The organism is Lentzea jiangxiensis, from assembly GCF_900104175.1.
GTDB lineage: Bacteria > Actinomycetota > Actinomycetes > Mycobacteriales > Pseudonocardiaceae > Lentzea > Lentzea jiangxiensis.
Map to the genome: position 1 here is coordinate 130,595 of NZ_FNIX01000001.1, position 20,731 is coordinate 151,325.

The window sequence follows — 20,731 nt, forward strand, 5'->3', positions numbered from 1 at the left end:
CGCGTCACGCGGACTTCATGCGGGCACCTCAGGGTGTCGGTGTGCGAGTAGCGATCGTGACCGAGAGCTTCCTGCCCCAGGTGAACGGCGTCACCAACTCCGTGCTCCGCGTGCTGGAGCACCTGCGCCGCGGCGGCCACCAGGCGCTCGTCGTGGCACCCGGCGCCGGCGAGGACTCCCACCACGGCACGCCCGTCGTCAGGGTCCCCTCCGTCGACGTGCCGCTGGTGACCAGTTTCCCCATCGGCGTGCCGGGCCCGAGAGTGCTGCACGCCCTCGCCGGCTTCCGGCCCGACGTCGTGCACCTCGCGTCGCCGTTCGTGCTGGGCGCGTACGGCCTCAGGGCCGCGCGCAAGCTCGACGTGCCGACCGTGGCCGTCTACCAGACCGACGTGGCCGGGTTCGCGGGCAACTACGGCCTCGGCCTCACCAAGCGCGCCGCGTGGCGGTGGACCAAGCGCCTGCACACCCTCGCCGACCGCACCCTGGCACCGTCCAGCTCGGCCGTCGAGGCGCTGGAGCGGCACGGCGTGCCGCGGGTGCACCGCTGGGGCCGCGGCGTCGACGTCGACCTCTTCCACCCGCGGCCGAGGCACAACGACGAGCTGACCATCGGCTACGTCGGCCGCCTGGCCCCGGAGAAGCAGGTCCACCGGCTCAAGGAGCTCCACGGGCTGCCCGGCGTGAAGCTGCGGATCGTCGGCGACGGCCCGGACCGCGAGCAGCTGGAGGAGGACATGCCGGACGCCGAGTTCCTGGGCTTCCGCACCGGCCAGGAGCTGGCGGAGGCCTACGCGTCGTTGGACGTCTTCATCCACACCGGCCCGCACGAGACGTTCTGCCAGGCCGTCCAGGAAGCCCTGGCCACCGGTCTGCCGGTGCTGGCCCCGAACGCGGGCGGCCCGCGCGACCTGGTGCGCCACGGCCGCACGGGGTACCTGTTCGAGGACGACATCGTCCGGTACGTGGACCTGCTGCGCGACCCGCTGCTGCGCAAGCGGTTCGGCGTCGCCGCCCGCAGGTCGGTGCTCACCCGCACGTGGCCCGCGGTGTGCGAGCAGCTGATGGGCCACTACGCGGCGGTCATGGGACTCACCCACCAGGCGGCCGCTTGAGGATCGTCCAGCTCGCCAACTTCTACGGACCGAAGTCCGGCGGCCTCCGCACGGCGCTGCACCACCTCGGCACCGGCTACGCGCAGCTGGGCCACGAGGTGGTGCTGGTCGTGCCGGGTGCCCGCCACGCGGACGAGGAGCTCCCCGGCGGCGTCCGGCGCATCACCCTGCCCGCGGTCAAGATCCCGTGCACGGGCGGCTACCGCGTGGTCGACCCGTGGCGGGTGAAGACGCTGGTCGACCACCTCCGCCCGGACCGCCTGGAGGTCTCCGACCGCCTGACCCTGCGCGGCATGGGGGCGTGGGCGGGCGAACGGGACATCCCGAACGTGGTCATCTCCCACGAACGCCTGGACCGCCTGCTCCGGTTCGTCCTCCCCGAACCCCGGGCCGTCGCGGTCGCGGACTGGGCGAACCGCCGCATGGCGGCCTCCTACGACACCGTGGTCTGCACGACGGGCTTCGCACGGGAGGAGTTCGACCGCATCGGCGCCACGAACGTCACCCGGGTCCCGCTCGGAGTGGACCTGGACACGTTCACGCCGACCCGCCACTCCGCGAGCCTGCGGCGAGACCTGTTGCAGGGCAGCGAGAACCTGCTGATCCACTGTGGACGGCTGTCGCCGGAGAAGCACGTCGAACGCTCCGTCGACACCCTCGCCGAGCTCCACGAACAGGGCCACTCCGCCCGCCTCGTGATCGCCGGCGACGGCCCCCGGCGCGCCGCCCTGGAGAAGCGCGCGGCCGGTCTGCCGGTGACGTTCCTGGGCTTCGTGAAGTCCCGTTCGGACGTGGCGACCCTCCTCGCCTCGGCCGACCTCTCCCTGGCGCCGGGCCCGCACGAGACGTTCGGCCTGGCCGCCCTGGAGGCCCTGGCCAGCGGCACGCCGGTGGTCGTCAGCAGGAGCAGCGCCCTGAAGGAGATCGTCCAGCCCTCGTGCGGCGCCGCCGTCCCCGACCACGCCGCGGCCTTCGCGACGGCGGCCCGGCACCTGTTGGCGACGGGCTCGCGGGAGGCCGCGAGGGCCCGCGCCGAGCAGTACCCGTGGCACACCGCCGTCACCGGCATGCTCACCGCCCTGGAGGTGCCCTGGAGATGATCTCGGCGACCCTGACCTAGTCTGGGAGCATGTCGCGAGCCGGCCTGGACAAGAACCCCCGCGAGGTAGCCGAGATGTTCGACGGCGTGGCCAAGGGCTACGACCGCACGAACTCGGTCATGACGCTGGGCTTCGACCGCCGCTGGCGGGAGTGGAGCAGGCGGGTCCTCGACGCCCGCCCCGGCGAGAGGGTCCTCGACCTCGCCGCGGGCACCGCCGTCTCCACCGTCGAGTACGCCGCCTCGGGCGCCTGGTGCGTGGCGGCGGACTTCTCCGTGGGCATGCTCGCCTCGGGCTCCCACCGCCGAGTCCCGAAGGTGGCCGCGGACGCCCTCCGCCTGCCCTTCAAGGACGAGTCCTTCGACGCCGTCACCGTCTCGTTCGGCATCCGCAACTTCAACGACACCGTCGCGGCCCTGCGCGAGATGGCCCGCGTGACGAAGCCGGGCGGCCGCATGGTCATCTGCGAGGTCTCCACCCCGGTGTGGAGGCCGTTCCGCTTCGTCTACATGCGCTACCTGCTCAAACTCCTCCCCCTCATCGCGAGGTTCGTGTCCTCGAACCCGGTCGCCTACTCCTACCTGGCCGAATCCATGGCCAGCTGGCCGGACCAGCGCGCGCTGGGCGAGCTCATCTCGCAGGCGGGCTGGGAGGACGTGGCCTGGTTCAACCTGACCGGCGGCATGGTGGCGCTGCACCGCGCCACGAAGCCGAAGGTCACCCGGAACGACGGCTGATCTGACCGCCGGACCACGTCACACTGGGTCGTGTGCACACGAACGACCTCGGTGAGAACCACGGCAACGCCGTGCAGGCGGCGTACGTCGCGCACCTGTCCGTGGGCGCGGTACCGGACCGGCCGGCGGTTCCGAGGCAGCTGCCGTTCGCCTCACCCGGCTTCGTCGGCCGCACCGGGCACCTGGCTGTCCTCGACCGGCTGACCACCGCGCTCGACACCGGCATCACCGTGCTCGCCGCCGTGGTCGGCACCGCGGGGGTGGGCAAGACGTCCCTGGTGCTCAGGTGGGCGCGGGAGGCCCAGCGGCACTTCCCCGACGGCACCCTGTACGTGAACCTGCGCGGCTACGGGCCCGGCGGACCGGTCGCCTCCGGCGACGTCCTGGCCGACTTCCTCGTCGCTCTCGGGATCCCGCCGGAACGGGTCCCGCCGCGCCAGGAGGCCCGCGCCGCGCTGTACCGGTCGCTGCTGGCCGACCGGCGCGTGCTGGTCGTGCTCGACAACGCCAACGGCGCCGGGCAGCTGCGCCCGCTGCTGCCCGCCGGCCCCGGCTGCGTGGTGGTGACGAGCCGGTCCGACCTGGTGGGGCTGGAGATCGGCGAGGGAGCGGTGCGCATCCCGTTGCCGCTGCTCAGCGACGAGGAGGCGCGGGAGCTGGTCGGCGCGGTGCTGAAGCGTCCGGCCGAGACCGCCGCCGTCGCCGAACTGGTCGACGCGTGCGCACGGCTGCCGCTGGCGCTGCGGATCGCGGCGGGGCGCGTCGCCACCACCCCGCACCTCACGGTCGCGCAGCTCGTGGCGGAACTGCGGGCGCAGCGGTGGGAGGTGCTGAGCGTCCCGGACGACGAGCAGCAGGCGGTGCGCACCGTGTTCGACTGGTCCTACCGGCGGCTGCGGCCGGAGGAGGCGCTGCTGTTCCGGCGGATCGGGCTGCTGCCGGTGGAGAGCTTCGGCGTGCTCACCTCCGCCGTGCTGTGCGACGTCGAACCGCACACCGCGCGCACGCTGCTGGCCGGCCTCGCCGCCCAGCACCTGGTCGAACCGGCCGGCGAGGACCGGTACACCTGCCACGACCTGCTCCGGGCGTACGCCGCGGACCTCGCCGAGCGGGACGAGGACCGGGACGAGGCGGTGCACCGGCTGCTCGACTGGGTCGCCCACCACGCCAGGAAGGCGTTCCTGACGCTCTTCCCAGACCGCGCCGATCTGCACGCGGGTGCTCGGGTGGCCACCGGCACCCGGCTGGAGCAGCACTTCGGCAGCACGGAGGACGCCTGGGCCTGGGCGGACGCCGAGTTCGGCAACGCCACCGCGTACGTGCGGGCCGCGGAGCGCCACGGCCTGCCGGGGATCGCGGTGCTGCTCGCCGACATCACGTGCGCGTACCTGGCACTCCTCGGCCGGTTCGACGAGGCGCTGGAGGTGTGCGGCATCGGTGTGCGCGCCGCCGCGGTGCTCGGCGACAAACGGGCGGAGTGCCTGGTGGCGTTGAGTTTCGGGCACATGCTGAGCACGGTCGGCGACTGGTCGCGCGCCGCCGAGGTCTACCGCGCCACCCTCGCGACCGCCCGCGAGCTCGGCGACGCGGAACTGGTCGCGGAGGCGCTGGTCCACCTGGGCTGGCTCGACCTCGAGACCGGACGGCACGCCGAGGCGCTGCCGCACCTCGCGGGAGCGCTCGCCGCCGATCCCAGCGGCGGCCGGATGCGCAGCTTCATCGAGTTCTGCCTCAGCGGGGCGCACGCGGGTCTCGGTGATCACGAACAAGCGCTCGCGCACGCGGAACGGAGCCTCCGCCTGCTCGGCGACACGGACAGCCACCGGAGCTTCGCGTGGCAGGCGATGGCACGGGCGAGGCAGGTCGCGGGAGCCCACGCCGAAGCCGTCGAGCTGTGCGAACGGGCGCTGGCCCGCGAGGACCACCACGACAACCCCCGCAACCACGCGCTGCGGCTCGACACCCTCGGCGAGTCCCTGCGGCACCTCGGCGACACCGCGCGGGCGCTGGAGTGCTGGCGGAAGCGCTGCGGGTGCTGGAGGAACGCGGCGACCACCGCGCGCCCGACCTGCGGCGGCGACTGGCGGCGCTGGTCTCAGCGGACTCCGGTTAGAGTCGCGGAGGAGTCACGGCACACGTTAGGGAGTCTGGATGAGCAGGCGCGGGATCAACGAGGACGCCGACGTCATCGTGGTGGGCGCGGGACCCGCGGGCTCGACCGCGGCGACCTACCTGGCCAGGGCGGGCCTCGACGTCCTCCTGCTGGAGAAGAGCACCTTCCCCAGGGAGAAGGTCTGCGGCGACGGCCTGACCCCCCGGGGCGTCAAGCAGCTCATCGACCTGGGCATCGACACCCGCGAAAGCAACGGCTGGCTGCACAACAAGGGTCTGCGCGTGGTCGGCGGCGGCGTCACGATGGAGCTCGACTGGCCGGACCTGGCGACCTTCCCGAACTACGGCGTGGTCCGCCCGCGCATGGACTTCGACGAGATGCTCGCGAACGCCGCGAAGGCTGCCGGCGCGCGCATGCACGAGCACACGACCGTCACGAAGGCCATCGTCGAGAACGGCCGGGTCGTGGGTGTGGAGGGCAAGCAGGGGCCGGAGAGGAACCCGGTCACCTACCGGGCCCCGATCGTCGTGGGCTGCGACGGGGTGAGCGCCAGGCTCGCCCTCTCCGTCGGCCTGCAGAAGGACGACGCCAAGCCCATGGGCGTCGCGGTCCGCCGGTACTACAACAGCCCGCGCACCAAGGACGACTACCTCGAGTCGCACCTCGAGCTGTGGGCGCCGGACGGCCAGCTGCTGCCCGGCTACGGCTGGATCTTCGGCATGGGCGACGGCAGCGTGAACGTCGGCCTGGGCATCCTCAGCACCTCGAAGGCCTACGGCACCACCGACTACCGCCAGCTCCTGCGCAGCTGGCTCGACGCGACGCCGGAGGAGTGGGGCTTCCGCGAGGAGAACGCGACGAGCCGCATCGGTGGCGCCGCGCTGCCGATGGGTCTCAACCGCAAGCCGCACTACCGGGCCGGGCTCGTGCTCGTCGGCGACGCCGGCGGCATGGTCAACCCGTTCAACGGCGAGGGCATCGGCTACGCCATGGAGTCGGCCAAGATCGCGAGCGAGTCGATCGTCCAGGCCCTCGCGCGGACCGGCGTCAACCGTGAACGGGCGCTGCACGGCTACCCGGTCCGGATCGAGGAGGCGCTCGGCAGTTACTACCGGCTCGGGAACGTCTTCTCGAAGCTCATCGGCAACCCGGCGATCATGCGGACCGCAACGAAGTACGGAATGCCGCGGAAACGCCTGATGAAACTCGTGCTCAAGCTCCTGGCGGGCCTCTACGACCCCAAGGACGGCGACGCAATGGACAAGCTGATCGTGGCCGCGACGAAGCTCGCGCCGACTGCTTGAATTACTCCGAATAGGTGACGGCACCGGCTCAATACGAGCCGGTGCCGTTTCGTATGTTGCCCCCACGTTAAACCCCCAGGTCAGACCCTGTGACCTAGGTCATTTACAGGCGTTCTACACTGGCGATCGAGCTTGTGAATCGCTTCACAACAGTGTGATCAAGCTTGTGAACTGTTTCACAAGCGTTTGTTAGGTCTGCCTAACAAACGACTGGCGGATCTACACCCTTAGGGTGCGCCTCGACACGCGAGGAAAGGACGACGGAGCGTGCTTGACCCTTACCTCCCCCTCGTATTGATGTTCGCGCTTGCCGGGGCGTTCGCACTGTTCTCGGTGACCGCAGCTCCCTACATCGGACCCCGCCGCTACAACAAGGCGAAGCTCGACGCGTACGAGTGCGGCATCGAGCCGAGCCCGCAGCCCGTCGTGGGCGGAGGGCGCATGCCCGTCGCCTACTACCTGACGGCGATGCTGTTCATCCTGTTCGACATCGAAATGGTCTTCCTCTACCCGTTCGCCGTGGCCGCCGACAAGCTCGGCCTGTTCGGGCTGGTGGAGATCGTCCTGTTCGTCGCCACGGTCGGCTTCGCGTACGTCTACGTGTGGCGTCGCGGCGGCCTCGACTGGAACTGAGGAAGTCATGGGTCTCGAGGAGAAGCTCCCGAACGGCATCCTGCTGGTCAGCGTCGAGAAGCTGGTCAACTGGACCCGCAAGTCCTCGCTCTGGCCTGCCACCTTCGGCCTGGCCTGCTGCGCCATCGAGATGATGACGACGGGTGGTCCGCGCTACGACCTCGCCCGCTTCGGCATGGAGGTCTTCCGCGCCTCACCGCGCCAGGCGGACCTGATGATCGTCGCGGGTCGCGTGACCAACAAGATGGCGCCGGTCCTGCGGCAGATCTACGACCAGATGCCCGAGCCGCGCTGGGTGCTGGCCATGGGCGTGTGCGCCAGCAGCGGCGGCATGTTCAACAACTACGCGGTGGTGCAGGGCGTCGACCACGTCGTGCCCGTCGACATGTACCTGCCGGGCTGCCCGCCGCGGCCGGAGATGCTGATGGACGCGATCCTCAAGATCCACGCCAAGATCATGGACGAGCCGCTGGGCGCCGTGCGCGCCAAGGCGCTCGCCGACTCGGGCCACCGCACCGATCTCATCCCGTCGTCCGAGCGTTTTGCGAGGAAGAAGTGACCGAGCCAGGGGGCGAGCACTCCAGCGTCAACAACCGCGCGGGAGAAGACCTCGAGAAGACCAACCCGGACGAGGCGAAGGCCAAGGCGCCGATCCTCGCGGGCAAGGAGCGCCAGGGCCTGTTCGGCGTCACCGGCTCCGGTGACACGTCCGGCTTCGGCGGCCTGCGCCTGCCCGCCCACGTGGCCGCTCCGTCCGAGCGCCCGTTCGGCGGCTGGTTCGACGAGGTCGCGGACGAGCTGTTCGCCGCCATCGCCGACAAGGGCCTGCCCGCCGACACGGTGCAGCAGGTGACGGTCGACCGCGGCGAGATCACCTTCTACCTCAGGCCGGAGACGCTGCTGGAGGTGGCGCGCATCTGCCGCGACACCCCGGCGCTGCGCTTCGAGCTCTGCAGCTCGGTGTCCGGTGTGGACTACGGCGCCGACGTGCCGCAGCGCCTGCACTCGGTCACGCACCTGACGTCGATGACGTACCGCCGCCGCATCCGGCTGGAGGTCGCGGTCGACGTCGAGCACCCGCACGTGCCGAGCCTCGTCGAGGTCTACCCGACGGCGGACTGGCAGGAGCGCGAGACCTGGGACATGTTCGGGATCATCTACGACGGTCACCCCGGACTGACCCGCATCCTCATGCCGGACGACTGGGACGGCCACCCCCAGCGCAAGGACTACCCGCTGGGCGGCATCCCGGTGGAGTACAAGGGCGCGGAGATCCCTCCGCCGGACCAGAGGCGGTCCTACTCATGACCGAGCGACTTTCCGACGTCACCACCGGGACCAACACCAGCGCGACCGGTAGCGACAGCACGGACGACGTCAAGACCCGCACCGAGGCCCCGCAGGTCGCGGACTCCGTGGGGACCAACGGGACCACCGAGGCCCCCGAGGTCGCGGACTCCCGCAAGACCACCGAGGGCACCGTCTACACGGTGACCGGCGGCGACTGGGACGAGGTCCTCGCGGACGCGGTCCACGACGAGCGCATCGTCATGAACCTCGGCCCGCAGCACCCCTCGACCCACGGCGTGCTCCGCCTGGTGCTGGAGCTCGAGGGCGAGACGGTCACCCACGCCCGCAGCGTGATCGGCTACCTGCACACCGGTATCGAGAAGAACGTCGAGTACCGGAACTGGGTCCAGGGCGTCACGTTCGTCACGCGCACCGACTACCTCGCGCCGCTGCACCACGAGGCCGCGTACTGCATGGCCGTCGAGAAGCTGCTCGGCGTCACGGTGCCGGACAAGGCGCAGGCGATCCGCGTGCTGCTGATGGAGATCAACCGCATCAGCTCGCACCTCGTCGCGCTCGCCACCGGAGGCATGGAGCTCGGTGCCCTCACCGGCATGACCTCCGGCTTCCGCGAGCGCGAAGAGGCCCTACACCTGCTGGAGCACCTCACCGGCCTGCGGATGAACCACGCGTTCATCCGGCCAGGCGGCCTCGCGCAGGACCTGCCGTCCGACGCGGTCGAGAAGATCACCGCGTTCGTCAAGGTCATGGAAAAGCGGCTGCCGGACTACGACAAGCTGCTCACCGGTCAGCCGATCTGGCGCAACCGCCTCGCGGGCGTGGGCTACCTGCCCGTCGACGCGTGCCTCGCGCTCGGCATCACCGGCCCGATCCTGCGCTCCGCCGGCCTCGCCTGGGACCTGCGCAAGATCGAGCCGTACAGCGGCTACGAGAACTACAGCTTCGACGTGCCCACCTCGAACGCGGCGGACTGCTTCGCGCGGTACCTGCTGCGCCTCGAGGAGATGCACCAGTCGCTGAAGATCATCAAGCAGGTCGTGAAGAGCCTGCCGACCGGTCCGGTGATGGTCGAAGACGCGAAGATCGCGTGGCCCGCGCAGCTCACGATCGGCAGCGACGGCATGGGCAACTCGCTCGAGCACGTCCGCAAGATCATGGGCCAGTCCATGGAGTCCCTGATCCACCACTTCAAGCTGGTGACCGAGGGCTTCAAGGTTCCGCCGGGCCAGGTGTACGTGCCGGTCGAGTCGCCGCGCGGCGAGCTGGGCTACCACGTCGTCTCCGACGGCGGCTCGAGGCCGATGCGCGTGCACCTCCGCGAACCGAGCTTCGTGAACCTCCAGTCGATGCCCGCGATGTGCGAGGGCGGCATGGTCGCCGATGTGATCGCCGCCGTCGCCTCGATCGACCCGGTGATGGGTGGTTGTGACCGATGACTCAGGCCCCAGAGAACACGGTGTTCGACCAGGCTGCTGTGGACAGGGCGCAGGCGATCATCGCCCGCTACCCGCAGGCCCGCAGTGCGCTGCTCCCGATGCTGCACCTCGTGCAGTCGGTCGAGGGCTACGTCTCCCAGGACGGCATCCGGTTCTGCGCCGGGCAGCTCGACCTGAGCGAGGCCGAGGTCAGCGCGGTCGCGACGTTCTACACGATGTACAAGCGCCGCCCGTGCGGTGAGCACCTCGTGAGCGTCTGCACGAACACGCTGTGCGCGGCGCTGGGCGGCGACGAGATCTACTCGACGCTCAAGAGCCACCTCGGCGTGGGCCACGAGGAGACCGCGGGCGAGCCGGGCACGCCGGGCTCGATCACGCTGGAGCACGCCGAGTGCCTCGCCGCGTGCGACCTCGGCCCGGTGCTGCAGGTGAACTACGAGTTCTACGACAACCAGACGCCCGAGAAGGCGCTGGGACTCGTGCAGGCGTTGCAGGCGGGGGAGAAGCCCGACCCCACCCGTGGCGCTCCGCTCACCGACTTCAAGCAGGCCGAGCTGCAGCTCGCCGGGTTCTTCGAGGGCCGCGACGCGGACCTCGACGGCCCGTCGGCGGCTCCGGAGTCGCTGCGCGGCGCGAAGATCGCCCAGGAACGCGGCTGGGACGCGCCGGCCATGCCGGACAACGCCGAGTTCCCGGCCCTGCCGGAAAAGAAGTAGGGGGCACAAGATGGTCGACCCGCTGACTCCCGTCCTCACCAAGCGCTGGACCGAGCCCCGGTCCTGGACGATCGAGACCTACGAGCGCACCGGTGGCTACACCGCCCTGCCCAAGGCGCTGAAGGCCCACCCGGACCAGCTCATCCAGCAGTGCAAGGACTCCGGGCTGCGCGGCCGCGGCGGCGCGGGGTTCCCCACCGGCATGAAGTGGGGCTTCATCCCGCAGGGCGACGGCAAGCCGCACTACCTCGTCATCAACGCCGACGAGGGCGAGCCGGGGACCTGCAAGGACATCCCCACGATGATGGCGGACCCGCACTCGCTGATCGAGGGCGTGATCATCACGTCGTACGCGATCCGTGCGAACTTCGCGGCGATCTACGTCCGCGGCGAGGTCCTGCACTGCATCCGCCGCCTCAACGCGGCGGTGCGCGAGGCGTACGCCAAGGGCTACCTGGGCAAGGACATCCTCGGCAGCGGGTTCGACCTGGACGTCGTCGTCCACGCGGGCGCCGGCGCGTACATCTGCGGCGAGGAGACCGCGCTGCTCGACTCGCTGGAGGGCCGTCGCGGCCAGCCGCGGCTCAAGCCGCCGTTCCCCGCGACCTCGGGTCTCTACGCGTCGCCCACCGTGGTGAACAACGTCGAGACGATCGCGTCGGTTCCTTTCATCGTCAACGGTGGCGCCGACTGGTTCCGCGCGATGGGCCGCGACCGGTCGCCCGGTCCGAAGATCTACTCGCTGTCCGGCCACGTGACGAGCCCCGGCCAGTACGAGGCGCCGATGGGCACGACCCTGCGGCAGCTGCTCGACATGGCCGGTGGCATGAAGGACGGCATCCCGCTGAAGTTCTGGACGCCGGGTGGCTCGTCCACCCCGCTGTTCACGGCGGAGCACCTCGACGTGCCGCTGGACTTCGAGGGCGCGGCCGAGGCGGGCTCGATGCTCGGCACGACCGCGATCCAGATCTTCAACGAGACCGTGTCCGTGCCGTGGGCCGTCATGAAGTGGACGGAGTTCTACAAGCACGAGTCGTGCGGCAAGTGCACGCCGTGCCGCGAGGGCACGTACTGGCTCGTGCAGATCCTGCAGCGGATGGTGGCGGGCAACGGCACGGCGAGCGACATCGACACGTTGCTCGACGTCTGCGACAACATCCTCGGCCGTTCCTTCTGCGCGCTCGGTGACGGTGCCGTCAGCCCGATCACCAGTGGCATCAAGTACTTCAAGGACGAGTTCCTGGCCCTGTGCCACGAGAACTCCTCCAAAATCGGGGCTAGCACTGTCCTGGCTGGAGCGAACGCATGACCATCGCGCCTGACAAGCCCAACGCAACCGAGCTCGTCGTGCCCGAGGGCCACGTCAAGCTCGTCATCGACGGTGTGGAGGTGGTCGCTCCCAAGGGAGAGCTGCTGATCCGCACCGCCGAGCGCCTCGGCACGGTCATCCCGCGCTTCTGCGACCACCCGCTGCTGGAGCCCGCGGGCGCCTGCCGCCAGTGCCTCGTCGAGGTCGAGATGGGCGGCCGGCCGATGCCGAAGCCGCAGGCCTCCTGCACGATGACGGTCGCGGACGGCATGGTCGTGAAGACCCAGCTGACCTCGCCGGTCGCGGACAAGGCCCAGCAGGGTGTGATGGAGCTGCTGCTCATCAACCACCCGCTGGACTGCCCGGTCTGCGACAAGGGCGGTGAGTGCCCGCTGCAGAACCAGGCGATCGCCCACGGCCGCAGCGACTCCCGCTTCCACGAGCGCAAGCGCACGTTCCCGAAGCCGATCAACATCTCCACGCAGGTGCTGCTCGACCGCGAACGCTGCGTGCTCTGCCAGCGCTGCACCCGGTTCTCCGCGCAGATCGCCGGCGACCCGTTCATCGAGCTGCTGGAGCGCGGTGCGCTGCAGCAGATCGGCACGGCGCCGGAGAAGCCGTTCCAGTCGTACTTCTCCGGCAACACCATCCAGATCTGCCCGGTCGGTGCCCTCACCAGCGCCGCCTACCGGTTCCGCGCCCGTCCGTTCGACCTCGTGTCGACGCCGAGCGTCTGCGAGCACTGCTCCTCCGGGTGCGCCGAGCGCACCGACTGGCGGCGCGGCAAGGTGCAGCGCAAGCTCGCCGGCGACGACCCGCAGGTCAACGAGGAGTGGATCTGCGACAAGGGCCGGTTCGCCTTCCGCTACGCCACGACGGCCGACCGCATCAAGCGGCCGCTGGTGCGCGACCGGGAGACCGGTGAGCTGCGCGAGTCGTCCTGGACCGAGGCGCTGCAGGTCGCGGCGGCCGGTCTGACGGCGGCCCGCGAGGCGAACGGCGTCGGCGTGCTGACCGGTGGCCGGCTGACCGTCGAGGACGCCTACGCGTACTCGAAGTTCGCCCGGATCGCGTTGCACACCAACGACATCGACTTCCGCGCCCGGCCGCACAGCGCCGAGGAGCTGGAGTTCCTGTCCGGCACCACGGTGTTCACCAACCCGGACAACGGCGTCACCTTCGGGGGCATCGAGTCCGCACCGGCCGCGCTGCTGGTCGCGTTCGAGCCGGAGGAAGAGGCGCCGATCGTCTTCCTGCGCCTGCGCAAGGCAGCCCGCAAGGGCACCAAGGTCTTCCACCTCGGCCAGTTCACGACCCCGGCCGTGGAGAAGACGCTCGGCACGCTGCTCGCCTGCGTGCCCGGTGCCGAGGCGAACGCGATCAACGCGCTGCCGGACCACGCGGCCGACGTCGTCGAGCTGCTGTCCAAGCCCGGTGCGGTGATCCTCGTCGGCGAACGCGCCGCGGTGGTCCCCGGCACGTTCACCGCGGTCGCCCGGCTGGCCGAGCGCACCGGTGCCAGGGTCGCGTGGATCCCGCGCCGCGCCGGTGAGCGCGGTGCGCTCGCGGTCGGTGCCACGCCGAACCTGCTGCCCGGTGGCCGTCACGTCGCGAACGCCGCGGCGCGCCTGGAGGTCGAGCGCACCTGGGGCGTCGAGGAGGGCTCGCTGCCCGCGACGCCCGGCCGCGACACCACCGGCATCCTCGAGGCCGCCGCGAGCGGTGAGCTGTCCGGCCTGGTGGTGGGCGGCGTCGACCCGTTCGACCTGCCCGACCCCGCGCTGGCCGAGAAGGCCCTGGCGGGAGCCGGTTTCATCGTGAGCCTGGAGCTGCGGCCGAGCGCGGTCACCGCGCACGCGGACGTCGTGCTCCCGATCGCCCCGGCGGTCGAGAAGGCGGGCAGCTACCTCAACTGGGAGGGCCGCCGCCGCGAGTTCGGCACCACGCTCGAGGGCACCGGTTCGCTGCCGGACTGCCGCGTGCTCGACACCCTCGCGGTGGAGATGGACGCGGACCTGTTCACGCAGACGCCCGCCGCCTCGGCCGCCGACCTGGCCCGCCTCGGCGAGGGAGCCGTCACCGGCTCCTCGCTGAACGTCGCCGCGCCGCTGGTGTCCCCGGCCGGTCCCGGCAAGGCCGTGCTCGCCACGTGGCACCGCCTGATCGGCAACGGTTCGCTGCAGGTCGACGAGCCGCACCTCGCCGGCACGGCCCGCCCTGTCGTCGCGAAGGTCGCGAAGACCACCGCGGCGCAGTTCGGCCTGGAGACCGGTGGCCACGTGACGGTCTCCACGGAGCGCGGTGCGATCACGCTCCCGGTCGAGACCGACGACCTGCCCGAGGGCGTCATCTGGCTGCCCACCAACTCGGGTGACGTGACCGTCCGTGCCACGCTCGGCGCGGGTCACGGCTCGATCGTCTCCGTCAGCGGTGGATCTTCTCTTGGGGTGAAGTCATGACCCAGCAGTTCGTCGCAGCGGAGATCGGCGAGACCGCCAAGCTCCTCGCGGACGACCCGATCTGGCTGATCCTGGTCAAGGTCGTCGCGATCTTCGCGTTCCTCGTGGTCATGACGCTGTTCATGATCAACTGGGAGCGCAAGGTCGTCGCCCGGATGCAGCACCGCCCCGGCCCCAACCGGGTCGGCCCGAACGGCTGGCTGCAGTCGCTCGCGGACGGTCTGAAGCTCGCGTTCAAGGAAGACATCCGTCCGGTCCTCGCGGACAAGTGGGTGTTCTTCCTCGCGCCGGTGATCTCCTGCATCCCCGCGTTCCTCGCGTTCTCGGTGATCCCGCTCGCGGGCGAGGTCAACCTGTTCGGCGAGCAGACCGCGCTGCAGCTCGTCGACCTCCCGGTCGGCGTGCTCGTGGTGCTCGCCTGCTCCTCGATCGGCGTCTACGGCATCGTGCTGTCCGGCTGGGCCTCCGGCTCGCCGTACCCGCTGCTGGGCGCGCTGCGGTCGGCCGCGCAGGTGATCTCCTACGAGATCGCGATGGGCCTGTCGATCGTCGCGGTGATCATGTTCACCGGCTCGATGTCGACCGGTGACATCGTCGGCGCGCAGGCGTCCACCGTGCTCGGGTTCGCGCCCGGCTGGTTCGGCCTGCTGCTCTTCCCCAGCTTCGCGATCTACGTCGTGTCGATGGTCGGCGAGACCAACCGCGCCCCGTTCGACCTCCCCGAGGCCGAGTCGGAGCTCGTCGGTGGCTTCCACACGGAGTACAGCTCGCTGAAGTTCGCGCTGTTCTTCCTCGCCGAGTACGTGAACATGGTGACCGTCTCGGCGCTCGCGACGACGCTCTTCCTCGGCGGCTACCACGCCCCGTGGAGCGGCGACTTCATGAACACCGGCTGGTGGGGCCTGCTCTGGTTCATCATCAAGACGCTGGCCTTCCTGTTCCTGTTCATCTGGCTGCGCGGCACGCTTCCCCGCATGCGCTACGACCAGTTCATGCGCCTGGGCTGGAAGGTGCTGGTCCCGACCAGCCTCGTCTGGATCATGGCCGTCGCGGTCATCCGCACCGGTGCGATCCAGCAGCTCTCCACGGCACAGCGGCTCATCGCGCTGGGCGTGGTCGTCGGCCTCGTGCTGCTGGTCTCGTTCCTGCTGCCGGACAAGAAGGTCCAGGACTCCAAGGGCGTTCCGCTCGCGGGTTCGGGCTTCCCCGTCCCGCCGCTCGACCTCGCGGTCCCCAAGTCAGCGCCCAAGCGCAAGGTCAAGGTTGCCACCATCCCTGCCGACGACACCGCGAAGGCAGTCACCACCGGTAAGGAGGCTGAGTAGGGATGTTCGAGTCCCTGAAAGGCTTCGGCGTCACCTTCGGCACCATGTTCAAGAAGGTGGTGACGGAGGAGTACCCCGAGGTCAAGAAGGTGACCGCGCCGCGGTTCCACGGTCGTCACCAGCTGAACCGGCACCCGGACGGGCTGGAGAAGTGCGTCGGCTGCGAGCTGTGCGCGTGGGCCTGCCCCGCGGACGCGATCTTCGTCGAGGGTGGCGACAACACCGAGGAGGCGCGCTACTCACCCGGTGAGCGCTTCGGTGCCGACTACCAGATCAACTACCTGCGCTGCATCGGCTGCGGCCTGTGCATCGAGGCCTGCCCGACCCGTTCGCTCACGATGACGAACGAGTACGAGCTGGCCGACGACAACCGCCAGGACCTGATCTTCACGAAGGAGGACCTGCTCGCCCCGCTGCTGCCCGGCATGGAGCAGCCGCCGCACCCGATGCGGCTCGGCGAGAACGAGCAGGACTACTACGTGAACGGTCCGCGGCTCGCCAAGGAGGCCCAGCAGTGAGCCTCCTCGCGTTCCTCGCCCAGCAGCCGGAACCGGTGCAGCGCGCGGTCGACACCGTCACCACCGGCGAGGCGATCTCGTTCTGGGTGCTCGGCCCGCTCGCGCTGGCCGGCGCGCTCGGCATGCTCTTCGCGCGCAACGCGGTGCACTCCGCGCTGTGGCTCGTCGTGACGATGCTCAGCCTCGGTGTGCTCTACATGGTCCAGCAGGCGCCGTTCCTCGGCTTCGTGCAGATCATCGTCTACACCGGCGCGATCATGATGCTGTTCCTGTTCGTGCTCATGATGGTCGGCCGCGACAGCTCGGACTCCGTGGTCGAGGTCATCCGCGGGCAACGGCTCGCGGCCGCGTTGCTCGGCATCGGCTTCGCCGTGCTGATGGTCGCCTCGATCGCCCGCGCGCTCACCTCGGTGCAGTCCGCCGGCCTGGCCGAGGCGAACACCACCAACGGCGGCAACGTCGGCAACATCGGCACGAAGCTCTTCACGGAGTACCTCTTCGCGTTCGAGCTCACCTCGGCGCTGCTGATCACCGCCGCCCTCGGCGCGATGATCCTGGCGTTCGTCGGCCGCGACGGGAAGCCCGCCAAGAAGACGCAGAAGGAACTCGTCGAGGAGCGCTTCCAGGAGGGCAAGCGGGTCGGGTCCATTCCCGGCCCGGGTGTCTTCGCCACCGCGAACTCGGTGGCCACCCCCGCCCTGCTGCCCGACGGCAGCGTCGCGGAGGAGTCGCTGTTCGACGTCATCGAGGCGACCGACAGGTCCGCCCTCTCGGACGACGTCTCCGAGGTCGCGGGCACCGGTCACCAGCCGGACTCGCACGCGCTCAAGGGAAGTGAGTCGTGACTCCCACGTACTACCTGCTGCTGTCGGCACTGCTGTTCAGCATCGGCGCCGTCGGTGTCCTGGTGCGGCGCAACGCCATCGTGGTCTTCATGTGCGTCGAGCTCATGCTCAACGCGGTCAACCTGAGCCTCGTGACGTTCGCGCGGATCAACGGCTCGCTCGACGGTCAGGTGATGGCGTTCTTCGTGATGGTCGTCGCCGCGGCGGAGGTCGTCGTCGGCCTCGCGATCATCATGTCCATCTTCCGGACGCGTCGCTCGGCCTCGGTCGACGACTCGAACCTGCTGAAGTACTGAGGGGTCACCGGTGACGGAACCTGTTGTCGCCAGCGGGGTCGCGAGCTTCGCCTGGTTGCTGTTGGCGCTGCCCGCGTTCGGCGCGGCGGTGCTGTTGGTCAGTGGTCGGCGCGCGGACAGGTGGGGCCACCTGCTCGGCAGCGCCACGCTGCTGGCGTCGTTCGGCTACGCGCTCGCGCTGTTCTTCTCGACGCTCGGTGTGTCGAACCCCGAGGAACGGGTGCAGAACCTGCACCTGTTCAACTGGATCGACGTCAACGCGCTGACCGTCGAGTTCGGACTGCGGCTCGACCCGCTGTCGCTCACGTTCGTGCTGCTGATCACCGGTGTGGGCTCGCTGATCCACATCTACTCGATCGGCTACATGGCGCACGAGGAGGGCAGGCGCAAGTTCTTCGCCTACCTCAACCTCTTCGTCTCGGCGATGCTCCTGCTGGTGCTGGGCAACGGTTTCGTGACCCTGTACTTCGGCTGGGAGGGCGTCGGTCTCGCCTCGTACCTGCTGATCGGCTGGTACCAGTACAAGCCGGAAGCGGCATCGGCGGCCAAGAAGGCCTTCCTGATGAACCGCGTCGGTGACCTGGGCCTCGCGATCGCGATCTTCCTGATGTTCAACCGCCTCGGCAGCACGCAGTACACCGAGGTCTTCGCGCGGGTGAGCGAGTTCTCCTCCGCCGAGGTCCTCGCGATCACGCTGCTGCTGCTCCTGGGCGCCTGCGGCAAGTCGGGCCAGTTCCCGCTCCAGGCCTGGTTGCCGGACGCGATGGCCGGCCCGACCCCGGTGTCCGCCCTGATCCACGCGGCGACGATGGTCACCGCGGGCGTGTACCTGATCGCCCGCTCGAACCCGCTCTACAACCTGAGCGCGGACGGCCGCCTGGTCGTGATGATCATCGGTGGCGTCACGCTGCTGATCGGCTGCGTCATCGGTTGCGCCTACGACGACTTCAAGAAGGTCCTGGCGTACTCGACGGTCTCGCAGATCGGCTACATGATCCTCGCGGTGGGCCTCGGCCCGATCGGGTACGCGCTCGGCATCATGCACCTGCTGACGCACGGCTTCTTCAAGGCCGGGCTCTTCCTCGGTGCCGGTTCGGTCATGCACGGCATGAACGACGAGGGCAACATCCGCCGGATGGGCGGGCTCTACAAGTTCCTGCCGATCACCTTCGTCACGTGGACGCTCGGTTACCTCGCGCTGATCGGCATCCCGCCGTTCGCGGGCTACTTCTCGAAGGACGCCATCATCGCGGCGGCGTTCGGCGCGGAGGGCTGGCGCGGGTACGTCTTCGGCGGTGTCGCGCTGCTCGGTGCCGCGCTGACCGCGTTCTACATGACGCGCCTGCTGATCCTGGTCTTCCTGGGCAAGCCCCGCTGGAAGGACCTGAAGGCGGAGAACGGCAAGGACTACCACCCGCACGAGTCCCCGCTGTCGATGACCGTTCCGATGATCATCCTCGCGGTCGGCTCCGTCGCCGGTGGCTGGTTCCTCTCCTCCGGTGGCCGTCTCGCCGGGTGGCTCGAGCCCTCGCTGGGCGAACTGCAGGAGTCGCACGGCGTGCTGTCGCACGGCATGGTCGGGATCCTGACCGTCGCCCTGTCGCTCGTCGGCGCCGGCCTCGCGTTCCTGCTCTTCGGCCGCGGCAAGCAGCCGGTCGAGCGGCCGGAGCGGGTGTCGTTCCCGGTGCGCGCGGCCCGTGCGGACCTCTACGGCAACGCACTGAACGAGGCCCTCTTCGCGCGGCCGGGCACCTGGCTCACGCGCGCGCTGGTGTACCTCGACCTCAAGGGCGTCGACGGTGTGGTCAACGGCACCGCGGCGCTGCTCGGCGGTAGCTCCGGCCGGTTGCGCAGGCTGCAGACCGGGTTCGTCCGCTCCTACGCACTGTCCATGCTGCTGGGCTCGATCTTCGTGCTCGGGGCGCTCCTGGTGGTGAGGTTCTCGTGAGCTGGGTTCTGATCGCACTCATGGTGGTGCCGCTCGTCGGCGCACTGGTGGTGGCGTTCCTGCGCAAGAACGACCGCACGGCCAAGCTCGCCGCACTGGCGATCTCGCTCGTGGAGCTCGTGCTCGCCGTTCTGCTGTGGACCGCCTACGACCCGGACGGCGAGCGCATCCAGCTCGCCTCGGGCGTCGACTGGATCCCGGCGTTCGGCGTGCGGCTGTCGTTCGGCATCGACGGCATCGCGCTGGTGATGATCGCGGTCATCGCGCTGCTGATCCCGCTGGTGATCGGCGCGGGCTGGGCGGAGAAGCTGCCCGCCGGCCGTTCGCAGGGCGGCTACCTCGCGCTGATCCTCGTGCAGGAGGCCGTGACGGTCGCGGTGTTCGCCGCCACCGACGTCTTCCTGTTCTACGTGCTGTTCGAGGTCATGCTCATCCCGATGTACTTCCTGATCGGCGGCTACGGCGGCGCGCGCAGGCAGTACGCGGCGGTCAAGTTCTTCCTGTACTCGTTCCTCGGCGGCCTGATCATGCTGGCCTCCGCGATCGGCGCCTACGCGATGGCGTCGGACGAGCTGGGCAAGGGCACGTTCGACTGGGCGACGCTCGTGACCGTGGTCCGCGACGCCGACTCGACGACGCAGACCTGGCTGTTCCTCGGCTTCTTCCTCGCGTTCGCGATCAAGGCGCCGCTCGTGCCGTTCCACACCTGGCTGCCCGACGCGGCCGCCGAGGCGCCCATCGGCGTCACGGTGATCGTCGTCGGCATCCTCGACAAGGTCGGCACGTTCGGCATGCTGCGCTACCTGCTGCCGATGTTCCCGGAGGCGTCGAAGAACCTGGCGCCGTTCGTGCTCGTGCTCGCGGTGGCCGGTGTCCTCTACGGATCGCTGCTCGCCACGGGCCAGCGGGACATGAAGCGGTTCCTGGCCTACGTCTCGATCGCGCACTTCGGCTTCATCGCGCTCGGCATCTTCTCGTTCACGTCGCAGGCCGGCGTGGGCTCGGTGTCGTACATGCTCAACCACTCGATCTCGACCGGCATGCTGATCCTGGTGATCGGCATGGTGATCGCGCGCGGTGGTTCGTCGCAGATCTCCGACTACGGCGGCATGTCGAAGGTGGCGCCGCTGCTCGCCGGCATGCTGCTGCTCTCCGGTCTGACCACCCTGTCGCTGCCGGGCACGAACTCGTTCGTCTCGGAGTTCCTGGTGCTGATCGGCTCTTTCCCGACGCAGCCGGTGTTCACGATCATCGCAACGGTCGGCATGGTGCTCGCGGCGCTCTACGTGCTGTGGCTCTACCAGCGGATCATGACCGGCCCGCTGCGCGGCGACGCCCTCATCGGCGCCGCGGCCGGTCCGGGCGCCGTCGGCGACCCGGAGCGCAAGACCGCCATCGGCGACCTCACCAAGCGCGAGATCGCCGTGCTGGCACCGCTCGTTGTCATCGTGCTGGCACTCGGGTTCTACCCGCAGCCGGTGCTCGACGTCATCACCCCGACTGTCGGGGCGACGCTGACCGAGGTCGGCGTGACCGACCCGGTCACCGTGCAGGAAGGCAAGTGAC

At 69.8% G+C, this 20,731-nt stretch carries 17 protein-coding genes and 1 pseudogene; all 18 read left to right on the forward strand.

Translation table 11 applies throughout. The annotated features are described in order from the left end of the window. Window positions 1-56: 56 nt before the first annotated feature. The gene (locus tag BLQ91_RS00745; RefSeq protein ID WP_281199203.1) at window positions 57-1,115 is read left to right on the forward strand and encodes a glycosyltransferase family 4 protein; all 1,059 of its coding nucleotides are present in this window, start codon (window positions 57-59) and stop codon (window positions 1,113-1,115) included. Then, window positions 1,112-2,215 carry a glycosyltransferase gene (locus tag BLQ91_RS00750; protein WP_090094634.1) on the forward strand — a complete coding sequence of 368 codons (1,104 nt, stop codon included), beginning with the start codon at window positions 1,112-1,114 and terminating at the stop codon, window positions 2,213-2,215. Before BLQ91_RS00745 ends, BLQ91_RS00750 begins: the two co-directional genes overlap by 4 nt. Before the next feature lie 29 nt (window positions 2,216-2,244). Continuing rightward, the gene (locus BLQ91_RS00755; protein ID WP_090094635.1) at window positions 2,245-2,952 is read left to right on the forward strand and encodes a demethylmenaquinone methyltransferase; all 708 of its coding nucleotides are present in this window, start codon (window positions 2,245-2,247) and stop codon (window positions 2,950-2,952) included. A 278-nt stretch (window positions 2,953-3,230) separates the two neighbouring features. After that, window positions 3,231-3,401: pseudogene (locus tag BLQ91_RS44005) on the forward strand (hypothetical protein); the annotation flags it as partial. A gap of 1,702 nt (window positions 3,402-5,103) precedes the next feature. Then, window positions 5,104-6,369: a geranylgeranyl reductase family protein gene (locus BLQ91_RS00765; RefSeq protein WP_090094636.1), complete on the forward strand. Its 1,266-nt coding sequence runs from the start codon at window positions 5,104-5,106 to the stop codon at window positions 6,367-6,369. Window positions 6,370-6,636: 267 nt separating this feature from the next. Next, a complete protein-coding gene (locus BLQ91_RS00770) occupies window positions 6,637-7,002 on the forward strand; it encodes an NADH-quinone oxidoreductase subunit A (protein WP_030478224.1) in 366 nt (121 codons plus the stop codon). Between the two features lie 7 nt (window positions 7,003-7,009). Beyond that, a complete protein-coding gene (locus BLQ91_RS00775) occupies window positions 7,010-7,561 on the forward strand; it encodes a NuoB/complex I 20 kDa subunit family protein (protein ID WP_090094637.1) in 552 nt (183 codons plus the stop codon). Continuing rightward, complete coding sequence (locus tag BLQ91_RS00780; RefSeq protein WP_090094638.1) at window positions 7,558-8,310, forward strand: NADH-quinone oxidoreductase subunit C; 753 nt, start codon at window positions 7,558-7,560, stop codon at window positions 8,308-8,310. Before BLQ91_RS00775 ends, BLQ91_RS00780 begins: the two co-directional genes overlap by 4 nt. Further along, window positions 8,307-9,749 (forward strand): NADH-quinone oxidoreductase subunit D, encoded by a 1,443-nt coding sequence (locus tag BLQ91_RS00785; RefSeq protein WP_090094639.1) that lies wholly within the window; start codon window positions 8,307-8,309, stop codon window positions 9,747-9,749. Before BLQ91_RS00780 ends, BLQ91_RS00785 begins: the two co-directional genes overlap by 4 nt. Continuing rightward, the gene (gene nuoE, locus BLQ91_RS00790; RefSeq protein ID WP_090094640.1) at window positions 9,746-10,465 is read left to right on the forward strand and encodes an NADH-quinone oxidoreductase subunit NuoE; all 720 of its coding nucleotides are present in this window, start codon (window positions 9,746-9,748) and stop codon (window positions 10,463-10,465) included. Before BLQ91_RS00785 ends, nuoE begins: the two co-directional genes overlap by 4 nt. Before the next feature lie 10 nt (window positions 10,466-10,475). Next, a complete protein-coding gene (gene nuoF / locus BLQ91_RS00795) occupies window positions 10,476-11,774 on the forward strand; it encodes an NADH-quinone oxidoreductase subunit NuoF (RefSeq protein ID WP_090094641.1) in 1,299 nt (432 codons plus the stop codon). Further along, the gene (locus BLQ91_RS00800; RefSeq protein ID WP_090094642.1) at window positions 11,771-14,233 is read left to right on the forward strand and encodes an NADH-quinone oxidoreductase subunit G; all 2,463 of its coding nucleotides are present in this window, start codon (window positions 11,771-11,773) and stop codon (window positions 14,231-14,233) included. Before nuoF ends, BLQ91_RS00800 begins: the two co-directional genes overlap by 4 nt. A 23-nt stretch (window positions 14,234-14,256) precedes the next feature. Further along, window positions 14,257-15,558 (forward strand): NADH-quinone oxidoreductase subunit NuoH, encoded by a 1,302-nt coding sequence (gene nuoH, locus BLQ91_RS00805; RefSeq protein ID WP_090095895.1) that lies wholly within the window; start codon window positions 14,257-14,259, stop codon window positions 15,556-15,558. Between the two features lie 2 nt (window positions 15,559-15,560). Further along, window positions 15,561-16,076, forward strand: coding sequence for an NADH-quinone oxidoreductase subunit NuoI (nuoI, locus tag BLQ91_RS00810; protein WP_090094643.1), 516 nt, complete (start codon window positions 15,561-15,563; stop codon window positions 16,074-16,076). Beyond that, on the forward strand, window positions 16,073-16,921 hold the full coding sequence (locus BLQ91_RS00815; protein ID WP_245732913.1) for an NADH-quinone oxidoreductase subunit J: 849 nt from the start codon (window positions 16,073-16,075) through the stop codon (window positions 16,919-16,921). Before nuoI ends, BLQ91_RS00815 begins: the two co-directional genes overlap by 4 nt. Continuing rightward, the gene (gene nuoK / locus BLQ91_RS00820) at window positions 16,918-17,217 is read left to right on the forward strand and encodes an NADH-quinone oxidoreductase subunit NuoK (protein WP_030473209.1); all 300 of its coding nucleotides are present in this window, start codon (window positions 16,918-16,920) and stop codon (window positions 17,215-17,217) included. Before BLQ91_RS00815 ends, nuoK begins: the two co-directional genes overlap by 4 nt. A gap of 10 nt (window positions 17,218-17,227) precedes the next feature. Further along, complete coding sequence (gene nuoL / locus BLQ91_RS00825; RefSeq protein WP_090094644.1) at window positions 17,228-19,165, forward strand: NADH-quinone oxidoreductase subunit L; 1,938 nt, start codon at window positions 17,228-17,230, stop codon at window positions 19,163-19,165. Beyond that, a complete protein-coding gene (locus tag BLQ91_RS00830; RefSeq protein ID WP_090094645.1) occupies window positions 19,162-20,730 on the forward strand; it encodes an NADH-quinone oxidoreductase subunit M in 1,569 nt (522 codons plus the stop codon). Before nuoL ends, BLQ91_RS00830 begins: the two co-directional genes overlap by 4 nt. The last annotated feature ends 1 nt before the right edge of the window (window position 20,731 follow it).

Excerpts from the sequence above, each read along its gene's own strand:
- BLQ91_RS00755 (WP_090094635.1), top strand. The coding sequence starts at position 2,245 with ATGTCGCGAGCCGGCCTGGACAAGAACCCCCGCGAGGTAGCCGAGATG.
- BLQ91_RS00765 (WP_090094636.1), top strand. The coding sequence starts at position 5,104 with ATGAGCAGGCGCGGGATCAACGAGGACGCCGACGTCATCGTGGTGGGC.
- BLQ91_RS00775 (WP_090094637.1), top strand. The coding sequence starts at position 7,010 with ATGGGTCTCGAGGAGAAGCTCCCGAACGGCATCCTGCTGGTCAGCGTC.
- BLQ91_RS00785 (WP_090094639.1), top strand. The coding sequence starts at position 8,307 with ATGACCGAGCGACTTTCCGACGTCACCACCGGGACCAACACCAGCGCG.
- nuoE (WP_090094640.1), top strand. The coding sequence starts at position 9,746 with ATGACTCAGGCCCCAGAGAACACGGTGTTCGACCAGGCTGCTGTGGAC.
- nuoF (WP_090094641.1), top strand. The coding sequence starts at position 10,476 with ATGGTCGACCCGCTGACTCCCGTCCTCACCAAGCGCTGGACCGAGCCC.
- BLQ91_RS00800 (WP_090094642.1), top strand. The coding sequence starts at position 11,771 with ATGACCATCGCGCCTGACAAGCCCAACGCAACCGAGCTCGTCGTGCCC.
- nuoI (WP_090094643.1), top strand. The coding sequence starts at position 15,561 with ATGTTCGAGTCCCTGAAAGGCTTCGGCGTCACCTTCGGCACCATGTTC.